The sequence below is a fragment of the Paenibacillus zeirhizosphaerae genome (assembly GCF_030705605.1).
Taxonomy (GTDB): domain Bacteria; phylum Bacillota; class Bacilli; order Paenibacillales; family Paenibacillaceae; genus Paenibacillus; species Paenibacillus zeirhizosphaerae.
Window position 1 is genome coordinate 106,361 of the sequence record NZ_JAPCKK010000021.1, and the last position, 19,783, is coordinate 126,143.

22 protein-coding genes are annotated in these 19,783 nt (G+C 52.0%); 21 read left to right on the forward strand and 1 reads right to left on the reverse strand.

From position 1 onward, the window contains the following. Positions 1 to 100: 100 nt before the first annotated feature. The 17 genes from OIN60_RS17205 to OIN60_RS17285 all read left to right on the forward strand — a co-directional run bounded on the left by OIN60_RS17205 (position 101) and on the right by OIN60_RS17285 (position 14,733). Positions 101 to 1,255, forward strand: a complete 1,155-nt coding sequence (locus OIN60_RS17205; RefSeq protein WP_305756100.1) for a glycosyltransferase family 4 protein — start codon at positions 101 to 103, stop codon at positions 1,253 to 1,255. A gap of 140 nt (positions 1,256 to 1,395) precedes the next feature. Next, entirely contained in the window at positions 1,396 to 2,220 is an 825-nt protein-coding gene (locus tag OIN60_RS17210) for a glycosyltransferase family 2 protein (protein ID WP_305756101.1), read from the forward strand. Beyond that, positions 2,220 to 3,146, forward strand: coding sequence for a glycosyltransferase family 2 protein (locus tag OIN60_RS17215; protein WP_305756102.1), 927 nt, complete (start codon positions 2,220 to 2,222; stop codon positions 3,144 to 3,146). Before OIN60_RS17210 ends, OIN60_RS17215 begins: the two co-directional genes overlap by 1 nt. Further along, entirely contained in the window at positions 3,137 to 3,934 is a 798-nt protein-coding gene (locus OIN60_RS17220; RefSeq protein WP_305756123.1) for a glycosyltransferase family 2 protein, read from the forward strand. The genes OIN60_RS17215 and OIN60_RS17220 overlap by 10 nt, the downstream gene beginning before the upstream one ends. Continuing rightward, positions 3,931 to 4,662 (forward strand): sugar phosphate nucleotidyltransferase, encoded by a 732-nt coding sequence (locus OIN60_RS17225; protein ID WP_305756103.1) that lies wholly within the window; start codon positions 3,931 to 3,933, stop codon positions 4,660 to 4,662. The genes OIN60_RS17220 and OIN60_RS17225 overlap by 4 nt, the downstream gene beginning before the upstream one ends. Positions 4,663 to 4,817: 155 nt before the next feature. Continuing rightward, positions 4,818 to 5,105 (forward strand): nucleoside-diphosphate sugar epimerase, encoded by a 288-nt coding sequence (locus OIN60_RS17230; RefSeq protein ID WP_305756104.1) that lies wholly within the window; start codon positions 4,818 to 4,820, stop codon positions 5,103 to 5,105. 24 nt (positions 5,106 to 5,129) lie between these two features. Then, on the forward strand, positions 5,130 to 5,468 hold the full coding sequence (locus OIN60_RS17235) for an alpha-helical endospore appendage domain-containing protein (RefSeq protein ID WP_305756105.1): 339 nt from the start codon (positions 5,130 to 5,132) through the stop codon (positions 5,466 to 5,468). After that, a complete protein-coding gene (locus OIN60_RS17240) occupies positions 5,465 to 5,779 on the forward strand; it encodes a hypothetical protein (RefSeq protein WP_305756106.1) in 315 nt (104 codons plus the stop codon). The genes OIN60_RS17235 and OIN60_RS17240 overlap by 4 nt, the downstream gene beginning before the upstream one ends. Next, a complete protein-coding gene (locus OIN60_RS17245; RefSeq protein WP_305756107.1) occupies positions 5,769 to 6,188 on the forward strand; it encodes a FliH/SctL family protein in 420 nt (139 codons plus the stop codon). The genes OIN60_RS17240 and OIN60_RS17245 overlap by 11 nt, the downstream gene beginning before the upstream one ends. Before the next feature lie 316 nt (positions 6,189 to 6,504). Then, positions 6,505 to 7,494, forward strand: coding sequence for a CgeB family protein (locus OIN60_RS17250; protein WP_305756108.1), 990 nt, complete (start codon positions 6,505 to 6,507; stop codon positions 7,492 to 7,494). Between the two features lie 33 nt (positions 7,495 to 7,527). Continuing rightward, complete coding sequence (locus tag OIN60_RS17255; protein WP_305756109.1) at positions 7,528 to 8,649, forward strand: CgeB family protein; 1,122 nt, start codon at positions 7,528 to 7,530, stop codon at positions 8,647 to 8,649. A 54-nt stretch (positions 8,650 to 8,703) separates the two neighbouring features. Beyond that, positions 8,704 to 10,206 (forward strand): glycosyltransferase, encoded by a 1,503-nt coding sequence (locus tag OIN60_RS17260; RefSeq protein WP_305756110.1) that lies wholly within the window; start codon positions 8,704 to 8,706, stop codon positions 10,204 to 10,206. Further along, the gene (wecB, locus tag OIN60_RS17265; protein ID WP_305756111.1) at positions 10,203 to 11,294 is read left to right on the forward strand and encodes a non-hydrolyzing UDP-N-acetylglucosamine 2-epimerase; all 1,092 of its coding nucleotides are present in this window, start codon (positions 10,203 to 10,205) and stop codon (positions 11,292 to 11,294) included. Before OIN60_RS17260 ends, wecB begins: the two co-directional genes overlap by 4 nt. After that, on the forward strand, positions 11,287 to 12,273 hold the full coding sequence (locus OIN60_RS17270) for a polysaccharide biosynthesis protein (RefSeq protein ID WP_305756112.1): 987 nt from the start codon (positions 11,287 to 11,289) through the stop codon (positions 12,271 to 12,273). Before wecB ends, OIN60_RS17270 begins: the two co-directional genes overlap by 8 nt. Next, positions 12,270 to 13,097 (forward strand): dTDP-4-dehydrorhamnose reductase family protein, encoded by an 828-nt coding sequence (locus OIN60_RS17275; RefSeq protein WP_305756113.1) that lies wholly within the window; start codon positions 12,270 to 12,272, stop codon positions 13,095 to 13,097. The genes OIN60_RS17270 and OIN60_RS17275 overlap by 4 nt, the downstream gene beginning before the upstream one ends. Continuing rightward, positions 13,079 to 14,014 (forward strand): NAD-dependent epimerase/dehydratase family protein, encoded by a 936-nt coding sequence (locus tag OIN60_RS17280; protein WP_305756114.1) that lies wholly within the window; start codon positions 13,079 to 13,081, stop codon positions 14,012 to 14,014. The genes OIN60_RS17275 and OIN60_RS17280 overlap by 19 nt, the downstream gene beginning before the upstream one ends. Before the next feature lie 2 nt (positions 14,015 to 14,016). Continuing rightward, the gene (locus OIN60_RS17285) at positions 14,017 to 14,733 is read left to right on the forward strand and encodes a glycosyltransferase (protein ID WP_305756124.1); all 717 of its coding nucleotides are present in this window, start codon (positions 14,017 to 14,019) and stop codon (positions 14,731 to 14,733) included. A 113-nt stretch (positions 14,734 to 14,846) separates the two neighbouring features. On the opposite strand, the gene OIN60_RS17290 is transcribed toward OIN60_RS17285, so the two are convergent. Next, on the reverse strand, positions 14,847 to 15,194 hold the full coding sequence (locus OIN60_RS17290; protein ID WP_305756115.1) for a hypothetical protein: 348 nt from the start codon (positions 15,192 to 15,194) through the stop codon (positions 14,847 to 14,849). 252 nt (positions 15,195 to 15,446) lie between these two features. Here OIN60_RS17290 and OIN60_RS17295 point away from each other — a divergent pair, with 252 nt between their 5' ends. From OIN60_RS17295 to OIN60_RS17310, 4 genes are read left to right on the forward strand one after another with little or no spacing between them, the layout of a single operon-like run. Next, on the forward strand, positions 15,447 to 16,472 hold the full coding sequence (locus OIN60_RS17295; protein WP_305756116.1) for an ABC transporter ATP-binding protein: 1,026 nt from the start codon (positions 15,447 to 15,449) through the stop codon (positions 16,470 to 16,472). After that, positions 16,444 to 17,154, forward strand: a complete 711-nt coding sequence (locus tag OIN60_RS17300; protein ID WP_305756117.1) for an ABC transporter permease — start codon at positions 16,444 to 16,446, stop codon at positions 17,152 to 17,154. The genes OIN60_RS17295 and OIN60_RS17300 overlap by 29 nt, the downstream gene beginning before the upstream one ends. A gap of 5 nt (positions 17,155 to 17,159) precedes the next feature. Continuing rightward, positions 17,160 to 18,548: a GldG family protein gene (locus OIN60_RS17305; RefSeq protein WP_305756118.1), complete on the forward strand. Its 1,389-nt coding sequence runs from the start codon at positions 17,160 to 17,162 to the stop codon at positions 18,546 to 18,548. Further along, the gene (locus tag OIN60_RS17310; RefSeq protein ID WP_305756119.1) at positions 18,545 to 19,477 is read left to right on the forward strand and encodes a DUF4340 domain-containing protein; all 933 of its coding nucleotides are present in this window, start codon (positions 18,545 to 18,547) and stop codon (positions 19,475 to 19,477) included. The genes OIN60_RS17305 and OIN60_RS17310 overlap by 4 nt, the downstream gene beginning before the upstream one ends. Positions 19,478 to 19,783 lie beyond the last annotated feature (306 nt).

A 19,783-nucleotide genomic window follows, 5' to 3' on the forward strand; every position in this document is an offset into this window, starting at 1 on the left:
GATGGCGTGATTTAGGCCGGAATCCGTACCTCACAGGGAAGGGTGTATATGATGATATAAGGGTTTCATTAACCGATTGAGAAAGGGTGTGAATGCTCCAATGCGTCCTCCCAGGCTAGCTGTCGTGACCCCGGGGTCCTTTGTCATACCATCTACCCGGAGCAGTTCTGTTGAGCGGGTGATCGAGCATACCATTCCTCCTGTGGCGGATCCGCGACGGACGCGGATTTACGGAATCCGGGGAGAAGGGCTGCCCGCCCGAGGCAGGCTGAACCGCATACCATGCATCAGATATCCGCGCGGAAAAAAATATATTCCCTCGGTCATCAGGGATTTGAAGAGATGGTCCGCACAGCTCGCGGATGTACACAATCGCCCTTTCGCCGCCTACCGGATCAAGAGAGCCTGTCCTCATATTCCTGTTATTTTGACGCTTCACTCCACCACCTTTATGCGTCCGCCTTATATGATTCAGGGCAAGGAAAGCGCGCTGCTTGCGCCGCTTGACCGGATTGTGGTGAACAGTGAATACGTAAAACAGGTGGTCATCAGCAAGGCGCCGCAAGCAGCGGACAAGATCATGATCAATTACCCCGGGGTTCAGTTGGAACACTTCCGGCAGCGGTGGACGGCAGAAGGCGAAGCGGACCGTCTGGCCAGATTGTATGAGGCGGGCTGGCATAACCGGAGAATTCTTCTGTATGTGGGCAGACTGGTCCCGGGCAAGGGAGTGCACCGCTTGTTTGAAGCGCTCCCTCGGATCATCGCTTTCTGCCCGGATGTGCTGCTGCTTGTCGTTGGCAGCGCATTTTACGGCCGCCGCCGCTCGACCTCTTATACAAGGGTGCTGGAGGAGCAGGCGGCGAAGGTAAGAGACTATGTGCGCTTTATTCCTTACACTCCACATGATCAGTTGGCAGGCTGGTATCAGCTTGCGGATCTTGTTATCGTTCCTTCACTGCGGGACGAGGCCTTTGGTCTGGTCAATCTGGAAGCGATGGCGGCGGCGGTGCCTGTTGTGGCTGCCCGTACTGGAGGAATACCGGAGGTGGTCAAGGATGGCATTACAGGCATGCTTGTCTCTCCCGAGCGGATAGAGGTGGAGCTGCCCGAGGCAATCATACGTCTACTGCAGGAGCCGATGACAAGAAGGCGGATGGGACTTGCGGGCTTGCAGGAAGCAAGCGGCCGCTTTTTATGGGAGCATGCCTCGAAACGCTGGGCCGAAATGATCGCACAAACAGCCCGAAGATGAATGGGCCTCTCCATTAACAAAGTACGGCCTGTGAATCTGTGTGTTCCTGATAGATTAGGACAAATGCCGTTACGGGGTACTGTAGGGCGTCATAAAATGCTGAAGGCTTGCAGCGTAGATGCAAGGGAGGAAGCAGATCGATGAAAAAAACGCAACGGAGGTTTATACGAACAAAAAAATCCGCATCCGCATCGGCAAAACGGAATGGCAGGGGTTTGCCCCGTCAGGGGGTACGCCCCTTAGTATCCGTGATTATCCCTGCGATGAATGAAAGCCGCACGATCGGTAGGGTCGTCCATGAGGCTCAGCATGCCAGTCATCCGGTGGAAGTTATTGTCGTGGACAACGGATCGGAGGATAACTCCGCTGCACTGGCTGCAGCGGCCGGAGCTAAAGTGATCCGCTATGCCGAACCGCTTGGCCATGATGTCGGGCGCAGAATTGGGGCTGCGGCAGCGGAAGGGGAGGTGCTTCTCTTCCTGGATGCGGATATGGTCATATCGGCCGCTGAGCTGCAGCCTTTTATTGAAGCTATTTTGCAGGGGGCTGATGTGGCACTGAACAGCTACAGCGGACCTGTTGACCGGAATCCGATCCATAGGGTCGTTGAAGCAAAATTTATGTTGAATATTCTGCTGGCCCGCCCCGATTTAATGGGAGCCTCCTTAATGGCTGTTCCGCATGCGCTGAGTCGCAAAGCCGCCCACATCCTGGGGGAGGCCTTGGGGCAGCCGCCGCTGGCTCATGCCATGGCTATTGTCACGGGATTAAACGTCAGAACGGCTGCCGCCATTCCTGTTGGGAAATTGAACGTCAAAAGGTGGTCCGGAAGTTATGATCCGCTGGAGGATCTTGTACTGGAGGATCATGTGCAGGCGATTTGCTGGTTGACTGATCAACTCGGTCCACGTGCCGGATTTAGTGATCTTGGACGAAGGAAAAGTGCTGTCGGGGGGATACCGTGATGATGGGAGGGAAGAGAAGATCCGCCTCCAGGCTGCACCGGCGGGCGATCAGCCGAGGACGGACAAAAAGTATGCGTCGGGTTCGGCCTCGGCCGGCTTCGGCTCGGCGCCCGTTAAAAAAGAGCAGTAGCGGACCTCCGGCAGTAGCTACCCCGTTCATCTTAAACAGGTCGGCAGCCGCCGTTGTAACGGCCTGCAACGAAGAGGATACCATTGCGAATGTGCTTCGTGAGCTCAAGCGTCTCCCTCTGCAGGAAATCATCGTTGTGCTGAACGGCTGCCGTGATGAAACATACCGCAGGGCGCTCGAATTTCCAGGGATTCTGATTGTGAACATCCCTGAGAAGCTTGGATATGATGTGGGACGTGGGATTGGGGCACGACTGAGCACGGCGGACTGCGTTTTATTTGTGGATGGAGACATGAGAATTCCCGCTGAGGAGCTTTATCCGTTTCTGTCGGCCGTCGATCAAGGGTACGATGTGGCACTTAATCACTTGACTCCGCTGCTGCCCCCGTTCAAAAGGCAGGACAGTGTGACCCGCTGTAAAGGATTTCTGAACAGGCTGCTGAAACGATCTGATCTAGGAAATGATTCCATGACGGCTGTCCCTCATGCCCTTTCCCGCCGTTGCCTGGAAGAGATCGGGCCACAGACGCTCGTGGTGCCGCCGCTTGCCCACTCAACCGCGATATTGAAAGGGATGAAGGTAGCTCCTGCCCATACCGTAGATGTGCTTACCCGCAACAAAAGACGCCATTCCTTAAACGAGGGGGCCGGGAATCCGGTGGAAGCGCTGATTGTGGGCGATCATGCCGAAGCTGCGGCTTATGTGCTATCCATGATGGGGCGAGGCAAGATGCCGGCATCCCTATCCACGGTCCGGGTCGAATTGGCCAAAAGGAGGAATGGGCTATCACGTTAACCAGTATTATTATTCCGACTTATAACGGCCTTCATCTGCTGCGACCGTGTGTGGAGGCCATCCGCACCTTTACGGATACCCCTTATGAAATCATTGTTGTGGATAACGGCTCCAGGGATGGAACCGCAGTTTATTGTGAAAGGGAGCGGATAACCAGTATTTGGAATCCGAACAACAGCGGTTATGCGGCTGCTTGTAATTTGGGATTAAAGCTGGCTTCGGGGGATCATCTGCTCCTGCTGAACAATGATGTAACCGTTATGCCGGGCTGGCTGCGCATCTTGCAGACCGCACTGCACTCCGATGAGCGGGTCGGAGTAGTGGGGCCTGTTACCAATTATGCAAGCGGCATTCAACAGGTGGAGACCGGAGCGGACAGCCTGAAGGCCTATCTGCGGTTTGCCGAGGACAACAACCAGAGCGACCCGTCCCGCTGGATCGAGACAGAAAGGCTTGTGGGTTTCTGCCTTTTATTCCGCAGAGAGCTGCTGCAGCGGGTAGGGTATCTGGATGAGATTTTCAGCGGCGGCCATTATGAAGATGATGATTACTGCTTCCGCGCCCGGTCGCATGGATACCGCCTGCTTGTGTGTGGAGATTGTTTTGTACACCATGAGGGAAGCGCCAGCTTCAATTTGATGGAGGAGGAAGCAAGGAAGGCACTGATACAGCGAAATCATCAAATATTTGTGGATAAATGGCAGGTGGATCCTTTACGTTTTATCGAAAAGCCGGGCGAAACCGTATCTCTCCGTACTGAACGGGACAAAAAGGGAGTGAAGTTATGAAGGGAGTTATTTTGGCAGGAGGCAAGGGTACACGACTGCTCCCGCTGACTTCAATCGTTAACAAGCATCTGCTTCCGGTAGGGAAATATCCGATGATTATGTATGGAATTGAACGTTTGAGACAAGCGGGCGTTACGGAGATTATGCTGATCATAGGCAAACAATCAGCCGGTCTGTACACAGATTTGCTCGGCAGCGGCAGCAGGTATGGCGTTGAACTTACGTACCGCATTCAGGAAGAAGCGGGCGGAATTGCCGAGGCGTTGATGCTGGCCAAGAACTTTTTTAAACCCCGGGAGCAGCTCGTCGTGCTGCTGGGAGATAACCTTTTTACAGACGATTTGCTTCCGGTTATACAACGTTTCCAAAAACAGCCGGCAGGAAGCGCCAGAGTTCTGCTTAAAGAAGTTGAAGATGCAAGAAGATACGGAGTTCCTGTCTTTCGCTCGGACAACCCGCATAAGATTGAGCGGATTGAAGAGAAGCCGAGGCATCCGCAATCCTCCTATTGTGTCACAGGCATTTATTTATACGATACCTCGGTGTTCCAGCTTATTCAGCAAGTCAAGCCATCCGCGAGGGGAGAGCTTGAAATTACCGATGTGAACAATCGGTATGCTGCTGACAATCGTTTGGAATACGACGTTCTGCAGGGCTATTGGAGTGATGCCGGAACCTTCGAGTCCTTAAGCGAGGCAGGAGGGCATATGGTGAACAGACAGATTTAAGGACGCCCATCGTTTGCTCAATCTGCCGAATAGGCGATTGCTTACGAACCAGGAGCCCTGATTTTGAATACCTTGTAGAGACGTCAGACTGATTCTCTGCAGCGTAGAAGATTATTCAGAATTGGGGTGAACAGGAGCAAAGAGGGAGGGGCCTTATGGAACAAAAGGTTGATGAAATACTGCTGCACGTATCCCATTCCCAACAACAACTGGCCAGGCTGCTGGAAACGGAAAGGCACGTTGCCGTCCGTATGGCGCAAATTATTCATCAATTGCCTGACGAAGATCCTGAATTCGGCGGTTTAGACGGGCTGATGGACAGTTCATCAGAGGTGAACAAAAGTGTGATTGCTTACCTGAATGGTCTTGCTGACCTGCAGGAGTCGATGGCGGAGCTTCTGGAAAGGGTAATGAAGGAATTAAACGGACGGGATGAGGAGTAGACGTAAACCGGGCGGTGATGAAACATGAGCAAAGAACAGGCCATGATGCATATGCTCGAGTCCGCTGCAAAAATGCAGTGGAATATCGCTATGATTCTGGAGGCCAAAACGGTTGAAGCCGAGAAAGCCCGTAACTGGATCATCAATCATGTCGGAATGCAGGCTTTCGAGCAGAACGAGGACCAGCTTAAGAAGCCGCTGGAGATTCACGAGCAGTTGGTCGAAATGCTGGAGGGATTGACCCGTGTGCAGACAGGGCTCTGTAATAACATGAAGGCGCTGCTGGAAGCGGATGAAGGCTCCGAAGGCGGAATGGGTGGCATGTTTGGTGACGGAATGGGCGGGGAAGATTTCAGTACATGAATCGGGGAAGCGAACAAGAGATCAAGCTTTCACTGCTTGAATCCATTGTCCTAAGCCAGCAAGCCGTGGCAAGGATGATGAACAGCGTATCGGATATCATTCCGTATTCAGGCATGCCCGCCAAAAGTCTGGAGGAGACGCTTCGTCTCCTAACGTCTTACCAGGAGCAAATTACCCGCATGATCACGGGGATCTCGTTGAATCGCCGACTGGAAGGAAGCCCCGCCTCGCCATGGATGAGCAGCATGCAAGGCTTATATGTCCCTGTAACAGACCAACATGCAAGGAAGGAGGGACCGAATGAAACTTAGGCTTAAGAAGAAAACCGGCAAAAAAAGATTGGGTTACGGAAGAAGGACGCTTGTAAAGAAAAAGAGAGTGAGAAAGATGGTCAGCAAGCTGCTGAAGGTGCGAAAAAAACGGCTGATCCGGCACAAACGGTCGCTGAGGCTTTCGAGACAACGCCGTCTCCTTCGTCGTCGGAGGCATGTCCGGCCGCTGGATTTTACAGTTCCGGTTGAAACGCCCCCGGCTCCCGCCCATGCTCCGGTAACGGATCCGCCGATAGCGGCGGCTGAGACCGAGGCTGAGGCTGCCGGGACGCTGCCGCAAGATGGGACAGCATTCAACAAAGGCTATGAGGACGCCTACCAGCAGGGCTTTAACCACGGATTTTCCAAAGGCTACGAAGAGGGCAGCAGTCTGGTCAATCAGGCGTAGTTCCGCTTCATGAACAGAAACACGGCAGACGGCCGCAGGCAGATGCTTGCGGTTATTTGCCGTGTTTTTTATACGTATATAGACGTTTTCTTTCTGTGATAGGCGGATTCATAGAGGACAAAAGCCAATTTTTCTCCTTACGGAGGCAGTCGTCCATGATGCATTTGACCCCGCGGCATATATAGGTTAAGAGACGGAAGTCGAGACTACAAGAAGACAGGTGATGTCGGTGGCGAAACGCCAAAAGATAAAACTGAACAGCGGTACATTCCACTTCGGGTACAGCGAGGGACGGAGGCTGGGAGGCTGCCAGGCGATGATAGATCGTACATCTGTGTATCCGCAGATGCTAGATTGCAGGGTGCTCTTCATCCCTCAAGGCTTCCCGGCCGTAGATAGCGGGGTGGCAGGGGCACTGCAGAGATGTACAAAGGAGTGCATGGTGGGAACACCGGAAACCATGCTTGAGGCAGCAGCAGCTTTCCGTCCTGACCTCATGCTGGTGATGAATGGGCTTCATGTATTTCCGGCGAATCATTTGCAACAGGTACAGCAGATAAAGGCACTTGGCATTCGAACAGGGATCTGGTTTGTGGATGATCCCTACTTTACAGAGGATACTTCCGTCATCGCTCTGCACTATGATGTTGTATTTACTCACGAGCTGTCTTGTGTCTCGTTCTACCAGTCCCTCGGTGCTGCAAATGTTCACTATATGCCGCTGGGAGTGGATGAACAGATTTTTTATCCCCGCCGGGTTGATTTCCAGTATGATGTCTGCTTTATAGGCAGCGCATTCTGGAACAGGGTGGAGCTGTTTGATCAGCTTGCGCCTTTTCTGGCCGACAAAAGGGTGGTCATTGTTGGGGGTCATTGGGATCGTCTGAAGCGAACCGATGTGCTCGGAAAGTTTATCCGGAACGGTTGGATGAAGCCAGAAGAGACGGTGGATTATTACAATGCTTCGAAGATTGTGCTTAATCTTCACCGCCCCAGCGAAATGGGCATGGATAACAGGAACACCCACCGGCAGTCTGCCATGTCGATCAATCCGCGAACCTACGAGATCAGTGCATGCGGGACATTGCAAATGACCGATGTACGTGATGACTTAAGCAGCCATTACCGCCCGGGATATGATATTGAGACGTTTGCGAGTGCGGATGAGTTGAGGGACAAAATGGACTATTATCTGAGATACGACAGGCAGCGCGAGCATATTGCCTGGCGGAGCTTGTATACGACACGTCAAAATCATACGTATACAAGCAGAATACCGAAGCTGCTGAGTATCGCCTTGAGTTAGATGCGTAATCCCAATGAACAGGAGTTGAACTGTATGCAGCAACCGGAAAATATAAATTCATTGGCTGCGGCTGTCTCCTATAATAAAGGCCGTGAAAGCGGGGCGCATGACGGCTATGAGGAAGGTTATCTCAAGGGACGAGCGAATGCCATTGTGGCCCGCAATAGTGCAACCTTCCCCCTGCGGCCGCTGCATATTATGTATGTCTCCTCCGGTAAGCAGTATCCGTACTCGCCGATAGATCAGGCCATTATTACGACGCTGCGGGGCATGGTGCATCAGGTGACGCTTGCGGATCCGCGCCAGCAGGTTGCCGATATTGCTGCGCATGTCAAACCTGACCTCGTATTGGCGCTGGATGCCATGGAGCTGCCGGTAAATCAGGTGGATGAAATCCGGAAAAAAGGAATCCGAACGGCCGTATGGCTGACAGACGATCCCTACTATACGGACACAACCGCCAAGATGGCCCCCCATTATGATCATATTTTTACACTGGAGATCAATTGTATTGATTTGTACCACAAGCTGGGCTGCTCTTCTGTGCACTATTTGCCCTTCGGGGCTTATCCAGACCATTACTTTCCTCTGACAGTCCCGTCCACTGTGCGCCGAGAGGTTAATTTCACAGGATCCGCATACTGGAACCGCATCTACTTCATGAACCCGATCATGCCGCAGTTAATGTCGTACAACACGGGGATTAATGGACTTTGGTGGGACCGGTTAGAGAACTACCCTCAGTACGCTCACAAAATTGAAGTGAATAAATGGCACGGTCCGGAAGATACGAATCAGGTCTACAACGGTACCAAAATCGTCATTAACCTGCATCGTTCACATCTGGATGATTCCGTGAACAACAATTCAAAATTGAAAATTCCGGCAGCTTCACCCAACCCGAGGTGTTTTGAGATCTGCTCGGCTTCAGCTTTCCAGCTCACGGATGTAAGGGACGACTTAGCTCGTTTCTATAAGGCAGGAGAGGAAATCGAAACCTATAGCACGTCGCAGGAGCTGATAGAAAAGATTGAATATTATCTCACGCATGAGCGGGAGCGCCAGGAGATCGCGTTGAGAGGCCTGGAACGGACTATGAAGGAGCATACGTACACGCACAGGCTTCATCAGATGTTTTCAATCCTGTTTCCATAACGAAGGTAAGGCATTGAAGCAGGAGAAAGGAGGCTGAAGTCAATTAAACCCCGGATGATGCTGTTCAGCCATGTCAGTAATGCTTATACAATAACGGGCGCCGAAAGGCTGCTGCTTCGTTTCTGTCAAGAAATCTCCGCTTATTTTGACTGTGTGCTGGTTGCACCTGAAGAAGGGAGGGTAACGGCGGAGGCCCGGAAAAGGGGAATAGACGTCGAGGTTCAATTATTTCCGCTGATCTACAACATGTACACCCCTTATGCGGGACTGGAGCATGAGGTCGAACAGTTGCGGAATGATCCTTATTTTGAAAATATTATGCATCTGATTAGAGTTGTGAAGCCGGATTTAGTTTTGACCAATACCTGTGTGAATGTTCTGCCAGCCATGGCGGCCCAAGCGTCTGGGATTCCGGTAGTGTGGAAAATCACAGAAATGATCAGAAGCAATGAGCATACCGCTGAGGCGGTGCGGCTGATTGACCGGTACAGCGACTGGATTATCGGTATATCGAATACGGTGCTCATCCCTCTAAGGGCAGGATTGCCGGAATGGAAAACAAGTGTAATCGAGCCTTCACGCAGCATTACGGAAGAGGATTTAGAAAAGTTGAGCTTTGTGAGAGAGAAAAAGCGGGCCCAGATGGGGCTGAAAGGCTCCCATTTTTGCGTAGGGTATATCTCTTCGTTTATTTACGAGGCCAAAGGACTGCTGTACTTTGTGGAAATGGCTTTAAAGCTGTGTGGAAGCTTTCCGCAGTGCCGGTTCTGGATTATTGGCAAACCGTCGGATTCTGTTTATTACACCCAGTGCATTTCGATGATCCGTCAGTCGGGGTATGCTAAAAGGTTTCTGTTGACCACCTTTGAAGCTTCCTTGACGTCGATGTACGGAGCGATGGATGCTGTCGTGGTTCCGAGTATGGTGGAGGAAGGCTTCGGCCTGACCGCACTTGAAGGACTGATGTTTGGCAGACCGGTTGTGGCCTTTGCCCAGGGCGGACTGGCCGAGTTAATGCAGCAGACGGGCAATGAGGAATTTCTGGTTGAGCCCGGAAACAGTGATGGTTTGGTTGCCTCTGTGGCCCGCTTCATCAGCAATCCGGAGGAATGCAGAGCGATTGGCTGGCGCAATCGGCAAGAGGCTAGCCGAATTTACGGGCCAGGGGCTTATCGTGGCAAATTGAAAGCTATGGTTGAGCGCTGGACCAGCGAACGGCCGGAGTGGTTCGATCCGCAGCGGGCCGGCAGGCCGGCCGGGGAAGGAGGGGGCCAAAGTGAACCTCCGGCGGAAGCGGAGATGCAGCCGATTGCAGACGAACTGGCAGGTGCTGCCCCCGCTGCAGCAGCAACGCGGAAGTCTGGCAGACCAGCACGGCTCCGCCGGAGAGCCAGGATTGCCCGCGGCGTAACCCGGCGCAGCAAAAAAAGAAACCGTCTTTCGTCCCGGCGGAAGCGCAGGCTTCCTAGACGGATCAAGTCAGAAAGGCGCAAACTGAGGCATAAGAAGCGAGGCGGAATGAAAGCCGGCTCACGAAGGAAGGAGGCGGTGAGATGAAGATACTGACGATCCTGGGTACAAGACCTGAAATTATACGTCTCAGCCTGATTATTCAGAAATTAGACCGCTGGGCTGGAAAGCATGTACTCGTTCACACCGGGCAGAACTATACCGAAAGCTTGAGTGGGCAGTTCTTTCGTGAGCTGGGTCTCCGCACGCCGGATTATGTCCTGCAGGAGAAAGCTGGAAGCCTCGGGGCGCAATTGTCCGCAATGTACTCCAGGATGGAGGAGATCCTCCTTCAGGAGCGACCGGACCGGGTTCTGTTGCTGGGCGATACGAACAGCGCGTTATGCGCGGTGCTGGCCGAGCGGCTGGGTTTTCCCGTGGTGCATATGGAATCAGGCAACCGCTGCTTCGATCTGGATGTGCCCGAGGAGAAGAACAGAAGGGTCATTGACGCTATATCAAGCATCAATATGCCTTACACGGAGCAAAGCAAGCAGCATCTGCTCCGCGAGGGCTTTCCCGTACAGCGAATTATTCTGACAGGGAATCCGATTTATGAAGTCATGAAGCACTACGAACCCAAGATCAATGGCAGTGACATATTAACCCAACTGGGCCTCTCCAAGAACAACTATTTTCTGGTTACTGTACACCGCGCAGAAAACGTAGACCATGTTCATCATCTCAAAGCGATTCTGGATGGTCTTCACCGGGTGGCGGAAAGGTTCGGGCAACGGATTATCTGCAGTCTTCACCCCCGCACGGCATCAAGAATCGAAGCTGCTCCAGACATCCATCTGCATCCGCTAATCGAGCTGCATGAGCCTTTCGGCTTTTTCGATTTTGTTCACCTGGAACGTCATGCGCGGTGTGCGCTGACCGATAGCGGAACCGTCCAGGAGGAATGTTGCGTTCTGCAGGTTCCTACGGTCACGATGCGCCGGACCACAGAACGACCGGAAACCGTGGATTGCGGCAGCAATATCGTGTCAGGTCTTGAAGGACCAGCCATCGAACGAGCAACGGTTTTGATGACGGAGATGAACAAAGGCTGGCAGTGTCCGACCGGATACCTAGCCGAAGATGTTTCCGATAAAGTGGTCAAATATTTGCTTGGGGGGAAGAGGAATGTTTGAAGATAAACGCATTCTGGTTACTGGCGGCACGGGCTCATGGGGGTATGAGCTGGTTGCGCAGCTGCTGCAGTTCGAGCCTCGTGAGATCATTGTGTTCTCGCGCGGGGAGTCAAGCCAGGTCGCGATGAGCAGGCATTTCGACGACAGCCGGCTCAGCTTTTGTATCGGCGATATCCGGGACAGAGAGGCCCTTATGGCAGCCTGTCAGGGAATGGATTACGTCTACCACTTGGCTGCGTTAAAGCATGTTCCGATATGTGAGGACCAGCCTTATGAAGCTCTTAAAACGAACGTTGTAGGCACGCAGAACGTGATCGAGGCAGCGCTGGCCAATAAAGTAGAAAAGGTCATCTACATTTCGACCGACAAGGCGGCTAACCCCTCGAACTTTTACGGAATGACAAAAGCCATTGGCGAGAAGTTGATTGTTTATGCCAACCTGCTTAACGGTCCGACCAAATTTGTCACGGTGCGGGGAGGCAACGTGCTTGGCACGAACGGAAGCGTCGTTCATCTGTTCAAAAGCCAAATTCGGCAAAAGGGTGTCATCTCCATGACGGATATGAATATGACCCGTTTCTTTATTACACTGCGCGACGCCATATCCCTTCTCTTCAAGGCTTCCATCGAGAGCGTGGGGGGCGAAATCTTTATCATCACCATGCCGACGTGCAGGATCATCGATTTGGCCCATGTGTTAATTGAAGACTCGGGTGTGGAAAATGTTCGCATTGTTGAAAAGGGCATTCGGCCCGGTGAGAAAATTCATGAAATTCTGATGAGCGATTTCGAAAGCAAATCAACCGTCGTGTACGACGACCAATATCTGGTTATCCTGCCTACGCTGAATATACCAGGTCTTAAAGAGCGTTATCAGTATTGCCCGCCAGTCTCATTCAGCAGCTTCAGCTCGGAGTACAATTTAATGTCAAAGGATGAGATTCGGGCCATTCTGCGGCAAGGAGGCTTCATTAAATGAAAATTCTCGTGCTTGGCGGGAATGGTATGGCGGGGCATATGTTGGTTCAATATTTCAGGCAGCAGGGAGGGCATCGTGTGTATTATACGACACGCGACCCATCTGATACGGATGGCCTCCTGCTGGACGCCACGGATTTCGGCATGGCGGAATCCCTTATTCAGGCCGTGCGCCCGTCCATACTTATTAATGCGGTGGGCGTACTGAACCAGTTTGCAGAGGAAGACAAAGTGAAAGCTTATGAAATTAACGGTATCTTACCGCATCGGCTGCGGAAAGCAGCCGATCTCATCAACGCGAGGCTTATTCATATCAGCACGGATTGCGTGTTCTCCGGTGCCCGGGGAGGTTATAGTGAGCAGGACGCGACCGATGGAACCAGTGCTTACGCATTAACGAAGGCACTTGGAGAGGTTAGAGCAACCGGACATCTGACGATACGGACATCCATTATCGGCCCTGAAATCCGTAAGGGTGGCATTGGCCTGTTTCAATGGTTCATGCAGCAAAAAGGCAAGGTTAGCGGATATCGGCAGGTCATGTGGAACGGAGTGACTACGCTTGAGTTGGCCAAGGCGATAGATGTTCTTATGAAGCAGGAGCTATCCGGTCTCGTTCACCTGGCATGTCCGCAGTCTGTGAGCAAGCATGATTTACTGCAGATGATGCAGCAAATTTGGGGCAAAGAAGATGTGTCCATTATTCCTGTGAACATGCCAGTACAAGACCGGACGCTGCAGTCTACACGTCCGGATATGAAATATGCTGTTCCCGACTATCGCGATATGCTGGAGGAATTGCATTCATGGATAAGAAATCACTGAAAACTCCCGTCATTCTTATTACGGGCGCTTCCGGCTTTACCGGTATGAATGCATGTCTTCATTTTGCTTCGATCGGTATGAATGTCGTGGGACTGATCCGCGATTCACATTCTCAACCCAAAAGCCGGAACAATGTGAGTTATTACCAGTGCGACCTTCTGGATAAGCAGCGTCTGCAGGAGATTGCCGCCAGTCTTAAACCGGATTATGTTCTTCACCTTGGGGGCAAAAATGCGGTTTCCGAGTCATGGGAGCATCCTGTGCGTTATATAGAAGCTAACGTGATGGGCACCGTGTATCTGCTTGACGCGCTGCGTCAGCTCCCGCAGTGCAGAATTTTGGTGGCAGGCTCCAGACTGAAGGCATCGCTTGAAGCACCTGAGCGTGTTGTTCACCCGTATGGTCTCAGTAAAGGGCTGCAGCAGGTTGCAGCCCGGTCCTGGTCCGCGCTGTTTAAGCAGGAAATTGTGACGGCAGAATCCTCCAATTTGATCGGACCGGGTCCATCCACCGGATTTTGCGCACTGCTGGCACGCCATATTGTTCGTTCCGAGCGGAAAGAGTCCCCGGGATTTTTTCGTGTCTCCGCCCGCAAGGCGGTCCGCGATTTCCTGGACGTCCGCGATGCGATGCGGGCTTACCAATTGCTGCTGGAGCAGGGAGAGAGCGGAAGGGCCTACCCTGTGTGCTCGGGAACCGAGCAGGAGTTTGGCACCGTGGTCGAGTACATGTTATCTCTGTCCAAGAGCGACCTGCAGGCGGAAATTGAGTGGGGACAGGACGGGGCAGCAGTCGCCGAACAGCCGCAGCGGGCGGAATGGCTGGAGGCGAGGGGCTGGAGCCCATCCATTTCTTTGGCTCAATCGTTGTCCGATTGCCTGAATTATTTTCGAGACAGAGAGGAGGGGAAGACATGAGTCTGAAGCCCAAGGTAACGATTATAATCCCGTTTTATAACTGCAGTTATGTCGAGAAGGCTTTAGATAGCGCATTGAATCAGAGCTACCGGCCCATTGAAGTGATCCTTGTGGACGACGGCTCGACGAAGCATACGGAGAGGTTGGTCCCTTATCGCAAATATATTCACTACCTTGGCAAGCAGAATGGCGGCACGGCAAGCGCGTTAAACCACGGCATCCGTCATGCTTCCGGAGACTATATTGCTTGGCTGAGCTCTGATGATGTCTTTCACACCGATAAAATCTACAACCAGCTTTATTTTATGCTTCAGTATAATTCCTCCATCTCCCACACCAATTTTAACTACATTGATGATCACGGCAGCTTAACCCAGGTGCGTGCTGGCGAGCCGTTTGTCTCGACCAAGCGGTTTCTGGAATGTTTCGCAAGTGGCAACCCGGTGAACGGATGCACAGTCATGTTCAAGAAACAGATATTTGACAGCATCGGTCTGTTCGATGAATCTCTGCCTTACACGCATGATTTGGATATGTGGTACCGTGTTCTGCTTGGCGGCCATTTCACCATGTATCTGGATCAGGCATTGGTCAATTATCGCTTGCATAGCAACATGGGCACGCGATTGCACTCAGATAGAATCAAACTGGAGTATGATCAGGTACAGGCCCGTTACCAGCCCCGTTTTCAGGAAATGCTGCGCCGCATCTGCGTTTGATTTTGCCAGAGCAGGTCGAGTTGTAAGAATATAAAAACCTCACTCGAACGTGCCATGCGGCCATTCAGAGTGAGGTTTTTCACTGCAGGAAGTTCCCGGCCAGCACCTCGTAATTATTCAAAAATCGTAAAGTCCCTGTTCGTATGGCTGGCAATAATCGTACTCCCTTGTATAAGCTCTGCGAGGACAAGCAGGGTGTCCTTATTCCGAGCATTTGACACAATTTGCAGAATGAACGGTTTTCCGTGTGTGGAAATATTTTTCAACATGAACAAAGACGTATAATCAGCCTGAGTCTTCAGGTTGCGAAGCTCGCGTAGCAGCAGGCCGTCGGGGCTGTCTACCTCCACCAAAACGTCAGTTTGATGTAAACCGCAGTTCTGGATAGTGATTTGTATGCCATCAATTTCTGTGCAGGGATACAAAATATGCTGTTCGGTGGACAGACGGAATACGGACATCGGCAAAGCCTCCTTAATTTAGCTTGCTGCTCTCATTATATAAAAGAAGAGGAATGCCGGATTGGATGACTGCCTTTTTTGACATGCTCCTGCATTGGACATACTCTCTGCACAGACACGCATTCATGAATTCACATTTTGGACAAATTTTTTTAAGCTTCTCTTAAAGAGGCTTTAAGCTTGATTTATGGCAATAGCTCTACGATTTAATGGATTGACGTATGGTGATATTCATAAGAAAGGATGGGGTGCATGCTTCAGGTGAACCAATTAAGCAAAAGGTTTGAAGGGGGACGTGGTGTCGGGGAACTGAACTTCTCCATGCAGCGTGGAGAGATTGTCGGCTTTCTCGGCCCTAACGGAGCAGGAAAGACCACCTCCATGCGATTGATTACAGGGTATTTGCAGCCGACGGGAGGACAGGTCCTGTTGGACAGCCTATCGGTTCACGATCAGGGACGCAGGGCTCGATCGCGCATCGGGTATTTGCCGGAAAACCCGCCACTATATCACGATATGACGGTATACGGTTATTTGAGCTTTGTGGCAAGCCTGCGGGATGTGCCCGCACGGGAGCAGAAGTCCAGGATTAGCGAAATGATCAGCAGGTTAGGACTCAATGGGCGGGAGCGCCAGTTGGTCCGCAGTCTGTCTAAAGGCTACAAACAGAGGCTTGGTCTGGCGGGGGCGATCATACATAAGCCGGACTTGCTTGTGCTCGATGAACCGACCTCCGGTTTGGACCCTAATCAGATTCTGGAGATCCGGCAGTTGATCCGTGAGCTGGGAGAACAGCATACGGTGCTGCTTAGCACGCATATCCTGCCAGAGGTGAATACGCTTTGCAACAGGGTGCTTATCATTAATCAGGGCAAGATTGTTTTGGACGGTTCACCGGATGCCATCGCCGGCGGAACGGACGAGCCTTTCAAGGTGGCTGTTGAGTTGAAGGGAGCCGGGAGTCGGGTTGAAAGCTTGTTCCATGGATGGGAGCATGCAACTGCGGAGGTGTTAACAGATAACACGGAGAAGGCTAAGGCCAATCCAGAAACGGTCCGTCTTCTTCTGACAGGGCGTTCTGCGGAGGATTTCCGGGAGTCGCTCTTCTACCTGCTATCAGAGGCCGGCATTCCGGTACTGGAAATGAAGAAAGAGAATCTGAGTCTGGAGCAGATTTTCCAAAAGCTGACGACCAATGAAACACCTGCCCAGAATGAAGAACTGCCGAATGACGGGAAGGAGGTACAGCATGAAGAGGATGATGGCCATTTGTCGTAAAGAGCTGCATGCTTATTTTTGGACCCCGGCCTCTTATTTCATATTGGCGGTATATATGCTGATTTCGGGTCTGTTTTTTTATACGAGTTTTGTGTTTTATCAGCCAAGTATTGTAGACTACAGGCTTGTGTTAGGGGATACGCTTTCTCTGCTTATGTTTGTCATTCCGCTGCTGACGATGCGGCTGATGGCGGAGGAATTCCGTCAGGGAACGGATGAGCTGCTGCTGACCTCGCCGGCCAGCGCTGCGGAGATTATTTTGGGCAAATATCTGGCTGCTTTGGCTATGATGGCCGTGCTGGTGCTGTTAAGCTTGCTCTACCCTGTTATGATGTCCTATTTCGGCCCGCTTGATTATAATACCGTTTTTACTTCGGCACTGGGTCTGTTCCTGCTTGGCGCTGGCATGATGGCGGTTGGGCTATTCGCATCCACGCTGTCCCAGCACCAGATGGTAGCCGCTGTTGCAGGAATTATTATGCTGGTGGGCTTATGGATGCTGGATTCCTTCGGCAGCAGAGACAAGCTCAAGGAATGGCTGGAGCCGTTTTCGCTGTCTGCACGGTTTGACGGCTTTGTGAAGGGGCTCCTCAACGGTGCGGATGTTCTCTTTTATATTACGCTTGCCGGCCTGTTCCTGCTGCTCAGCATACAGGTTGTCGAACGGAAGCGGTGGAGGTGAACGGCATGAAAAAATGGTTAAGCCGAACCAACAGCCTGATCCTGTCGGCGGCACTTATCGGTATCTTTATTCTTCTGACGTTGTTTCTGCGTTCTCTAAGCGGCTTTCAGTTGGACCTGTCGGCAGGCCGGCAGTATACTCTGTCAGACCAGACGCTGACTGTCCTGAAGAGCCTTACCGGCGAGGTGCGTGTCCTTTCCTTCACGGTGGGATCATCCGCCAATCAACGATTAAACCAGGATGTTTCGGACATGCTGAATGAATACAAAAAGCACAGCAGCAAGCTGAAGATCGAGCAGCATGATTTGAATCAGGAGCCTGCGTTGGCGCAGCAGTATAGCGTTTCTTCCGCATCCATCGTGCTGGAGCAGGGGGAGCAGCGGCGGACGATTGATATCGGAACGCTGTTCCGGGCTGTCGACCAGGAAGGGAATTATGAATTTTCGGGCGAGGAGCAGTTGACGTCAGCTATGATGACTTTATCCTCCGACGAGCAGCACAAGCTGGCTTTCCTTACGGGGCATGAAGAAATCCCGCTGTCCAGTATGACCGGATTGAATTCGGCTCTTCAGCAAGGGAACGTAACCGCCGTAGAAGTGCAGCTTAATCGAGACGGTGCGGTTCCTGAAGATGCGGATGTGCTGGCGATCATAGGACCGCAGCGGGACATCAGCGCAGCAGAGCTGAAGGCGATTCGTGCTTACCTTAGCAATGGCGGCAAACTGCTGCTGGCGCTTGGCTTTAATCAGGAGATGAAATCCGCCTGGACGAACATTGATGAGCTTGCTTCCGATTACGGAGTAAGTGATCTGCACGCAGTCACTGTGGACAACAAGCAGACAAGCACGCTTGGTCCGCTGTGGGTCGTGCCCAGCTTCGGCGACCATGATATTACACGCAAGCTTGCTGAATCCAATCTGTTTCCGATGTTATCGCTGTCGCTCGGCGTTCAAGCAGGGGAACAGTCCAAGTGGCAGTTGACGTCGCTCCTGCAATCCTCGGAAGACAGCTATGCAGAGACTAACATTCAGGGCTTGATCAACAATGAAACGGAGTTTAACGAGGGTCAGGATACCAAGGGGCCTGTTGATATCGGGTTTGCGGCGGATACGCAGGAAGGTGAACCCAAGGCGGTCATTTTGGGAACTTCCTCACTCTTTAGCGATACGGAATTTATGAACGGTGGAAACCGGGATTTTGCATTAAATACACTGAATTATTTGCGGGGACAGTCGAATGATCTGACGATCCGGCCGCGTCAGCAGCAAGATTATGAATATGCCTATTTGACGCCTGTTCAGGCGCGGATTGTCTTTGTGACTTCAGTTGCTGTTATACCACTGCTGTTCGCCGCAGTTGGGCTGCTCCTGTGGTGGAGGAGACGAAAAGCATGAGAAAATGGATGCCTACGCTGGTGCTAGTGATTATTTTTGCAGCCGGTGTCGTATATGCCAGCAGCCATAACTTTTTTCGCGAATCCGATCCGGTGCCACAGAAGCTGCTGGCGGTTCAGCGCGATACCCTCTCTGAAATAAGGATTGAGCAGACAGGCGGAGAAGCCGTAGAGCTTCTGAAGCAGAACGGCGAATGGGCTATGAAGCTTCCCCAAGCCTACCCTTTAAACAGCTATGCTGTAGATCATTGGTTCAATGCGCTTGAAGCGGCGACAGCCGAGGAAGTCATAGAGGAACAGCCACAGGATATAGGAAAATACGGGATTGACGGCGAGAATGGATGGAGCATTACGATTACCGAAAACGATGGCACCACCCATAAGCTGGCCGTGGGAATTCAACTGCCATCCGGTGCCTCCTCCTATGCTCAATTGGATAGCGGGCCGGTCATTTCCGTCTCCCAGGACAGCTTATCGGGGATGCTGCTGAGCGTGTCTGCATTGACCGACACCACCCCTTTTGAATGGGATAAAGATCATTTGTCGGTGATGGAGTGGGAGGGCACCGCATTCTCTTGGGTACTGCAACGCGGGAAATCCGGTACGGACTGGACCTTGAACGGAAAGAAGATCAACGAGGAGGACGCCTTGTCCTTATCCGATAAACTTATAAATACTGCGACTGCCGAGCAACTTCGGAGCGCCTTGGAGCTTAAGAACGAATCGAACCGTTTTACGCTGACCGTAACCTTGAACGAAGTCACAGATCCTCAGGTCTACCAGGGCTGGGTAACACCCGACCAGTCGGATACGGTGTGGATTATACCACCGGAAAGCAATTGGGCCTATATGGTTCCCGTTGCTGAAGTAGAAGAAATAGAGCAGGCGGCCGAATCCGTTAAACCTGTAGAATCCGAGTCAGGCAAGTAATGTATGGATAAGCGTTGCGTGCATGAAGACCGCGAACAGGGAAACCGTCCCCATTCGCGGCTTTTTTTACAAATCCTCCCTTTTAAATTTAAACGGGGATTTCTTCTTTTTGCTTAAAAGTGGGGATATGCACGGAGCAGCGGAGAGAACGAAGCAATTCCGGAAAAGCGGAGCGTTCACCTTTGGCGCGTGCCCAGCTAAGCACGCATTTTCTAACCGGTGAGAGTCCGGTCACGGGAGGGGCCAAGCCCCCGTGTAGCTAGGATGCCTGCGCTCGGAGAAATCTGCACGCAGAAGCGCATCGAC

Bases quoted from the DNA above. Each gene is read 5' to 3' on its own strand.
- OIN60_RS17270 (WP_305756112.1), top strand. From the start codon at position 11,287: ATGTTTGAAGATAAACGCATTCTGGTTACTGGCGGCACGGGCTCATGG.
- OIN60_RS17290 (WP_305756115.1), bottom strand. From the start codon at position 15,194: ATGTCCGTATTCCGTCTGTCCACCGAACAGCATATTTTGTATCCCTGC.
- OIN60_RS17260 (WP_305756110.1), top strand. From the start codon at position 8,704: ATGATGCTGTTCAGCCATGTCAGTAATGCTTATACAATAACGGGCGCC.
- OIN60_RS17215 (WP_305756102.1), top strand. From the start codon at position 2,220: ATGATGGGAGGGAAGAGAAGATCCGCCTCCAGGCTGCACCGGCGGGCG.
- OIN60_RS17280 (WP_305756114.1), top strand. From the start codon at position 13,079: ATGGATAAGAAATCACTGAAAACTCCCGTCATTCTTATTACGGGCGCT.
- OIN60_RS17300 (WP_305756117.1), top strand. From the start codon at position 16,444: ATGAAGAGGATGATGGCCATTTGTCGTAAAGAGCTGCATGCTTATTTT.
- OIN60_RS17225 (WP_305756103.1), top strand. From the start codon at position 3,931: ATGAAGGGAGTTATTTTGGCAGGAGGCAAGGGTACACGACTGCTCCCG.
- OIN60_RS17275 (WP_305756113.1), top strand. From the start codon at position 12,270: ATGAAAATTCTCGTGCTTGGCGGGAATGGTATGGCGGGGCATATGTTG.
- OIN60_RS17240 (WP_305756106.1), top strand. From the start codon at position 5,465: ATGAATCGGGGAAGCGAACAAGAGATCAAGCTTTCACTGCTTGAATCC.
- OIN60_RS17310 (WP_305756119.1), top strand. From the start codon at position 18,545: ATGAGAAAATGGATGCCTACGCTGGTGCTAGTGATTATTTTTGCAGCC.
- OIN60_RS17235 (WP_305756105.1), top strand. From the start codon at position 5,130: ATGAGCAAAGAACAGGCCATGATGCATATGCTCGAGTCCGCTGCAAAA.
- OIN60_RS17295 (WP_305756116.1), top strand. From the start codon at position 15,447: ATGCTTCAGGTGAACCAATTAAGCAAAAGGTTTGAAGGGGGACGTGGT.
- OIN60_RS17245 (WP_305756107.1), top strand. From the start codon at position 5,769: ATGAAACTTAGGCTTAAGAAGAAAACCGGCAAAAAAAGATTGGGTTAC.
- OIN60_RS17210 (WP_305756101.1), top strand. From the start codon at position 1,396: ATGAAAAAAACGCAACGGAGGTTTATACGAACAAAAAAATCCGCATCC.
- OIN60_RS17250 (WP_305756108.1), top strand. From the start codon at position 6,505: ATGATAGATCGTACATCTGTGTATCCGCAGATGCTAGATTGCAGGGTG.
- OIN60_RS17305 (WP_305756118.1), top strand. From the start codon at position 17,160: ATGAAAAAATGGTTAAGCCGAACCAACAGCCTGATCCTGTCGGCGGCA.
- OIN60_RS17230 (WP_305756104.1), top strand. From the start codon at position 4,818: ATGGAACAAAAGGTTGATGAAATACTGCTGCACGTATCCCATTCCCAA.
- OIN60_RS17255 (WP_305756109.1), top strand. From the start codon at position 7,528: ATGCAGCAACCGGAAAATATAAATTCATTGGCTGCGGCTGTCTCCTAT.
- wecB (WP_305756111.1), top strand. From the start codon at position 10,203: ATGAAGATACTGACGATCCTGGGTACAAGACCTGAAATTATACGTCTC.
- OIN60_RS17205 (WP_305756100.1), top strand. From the start codon at position 101: ATGCGTCCTCCCAGGCTAGCTGTCGTGACCCCGGGGTCCTTTGTCATA.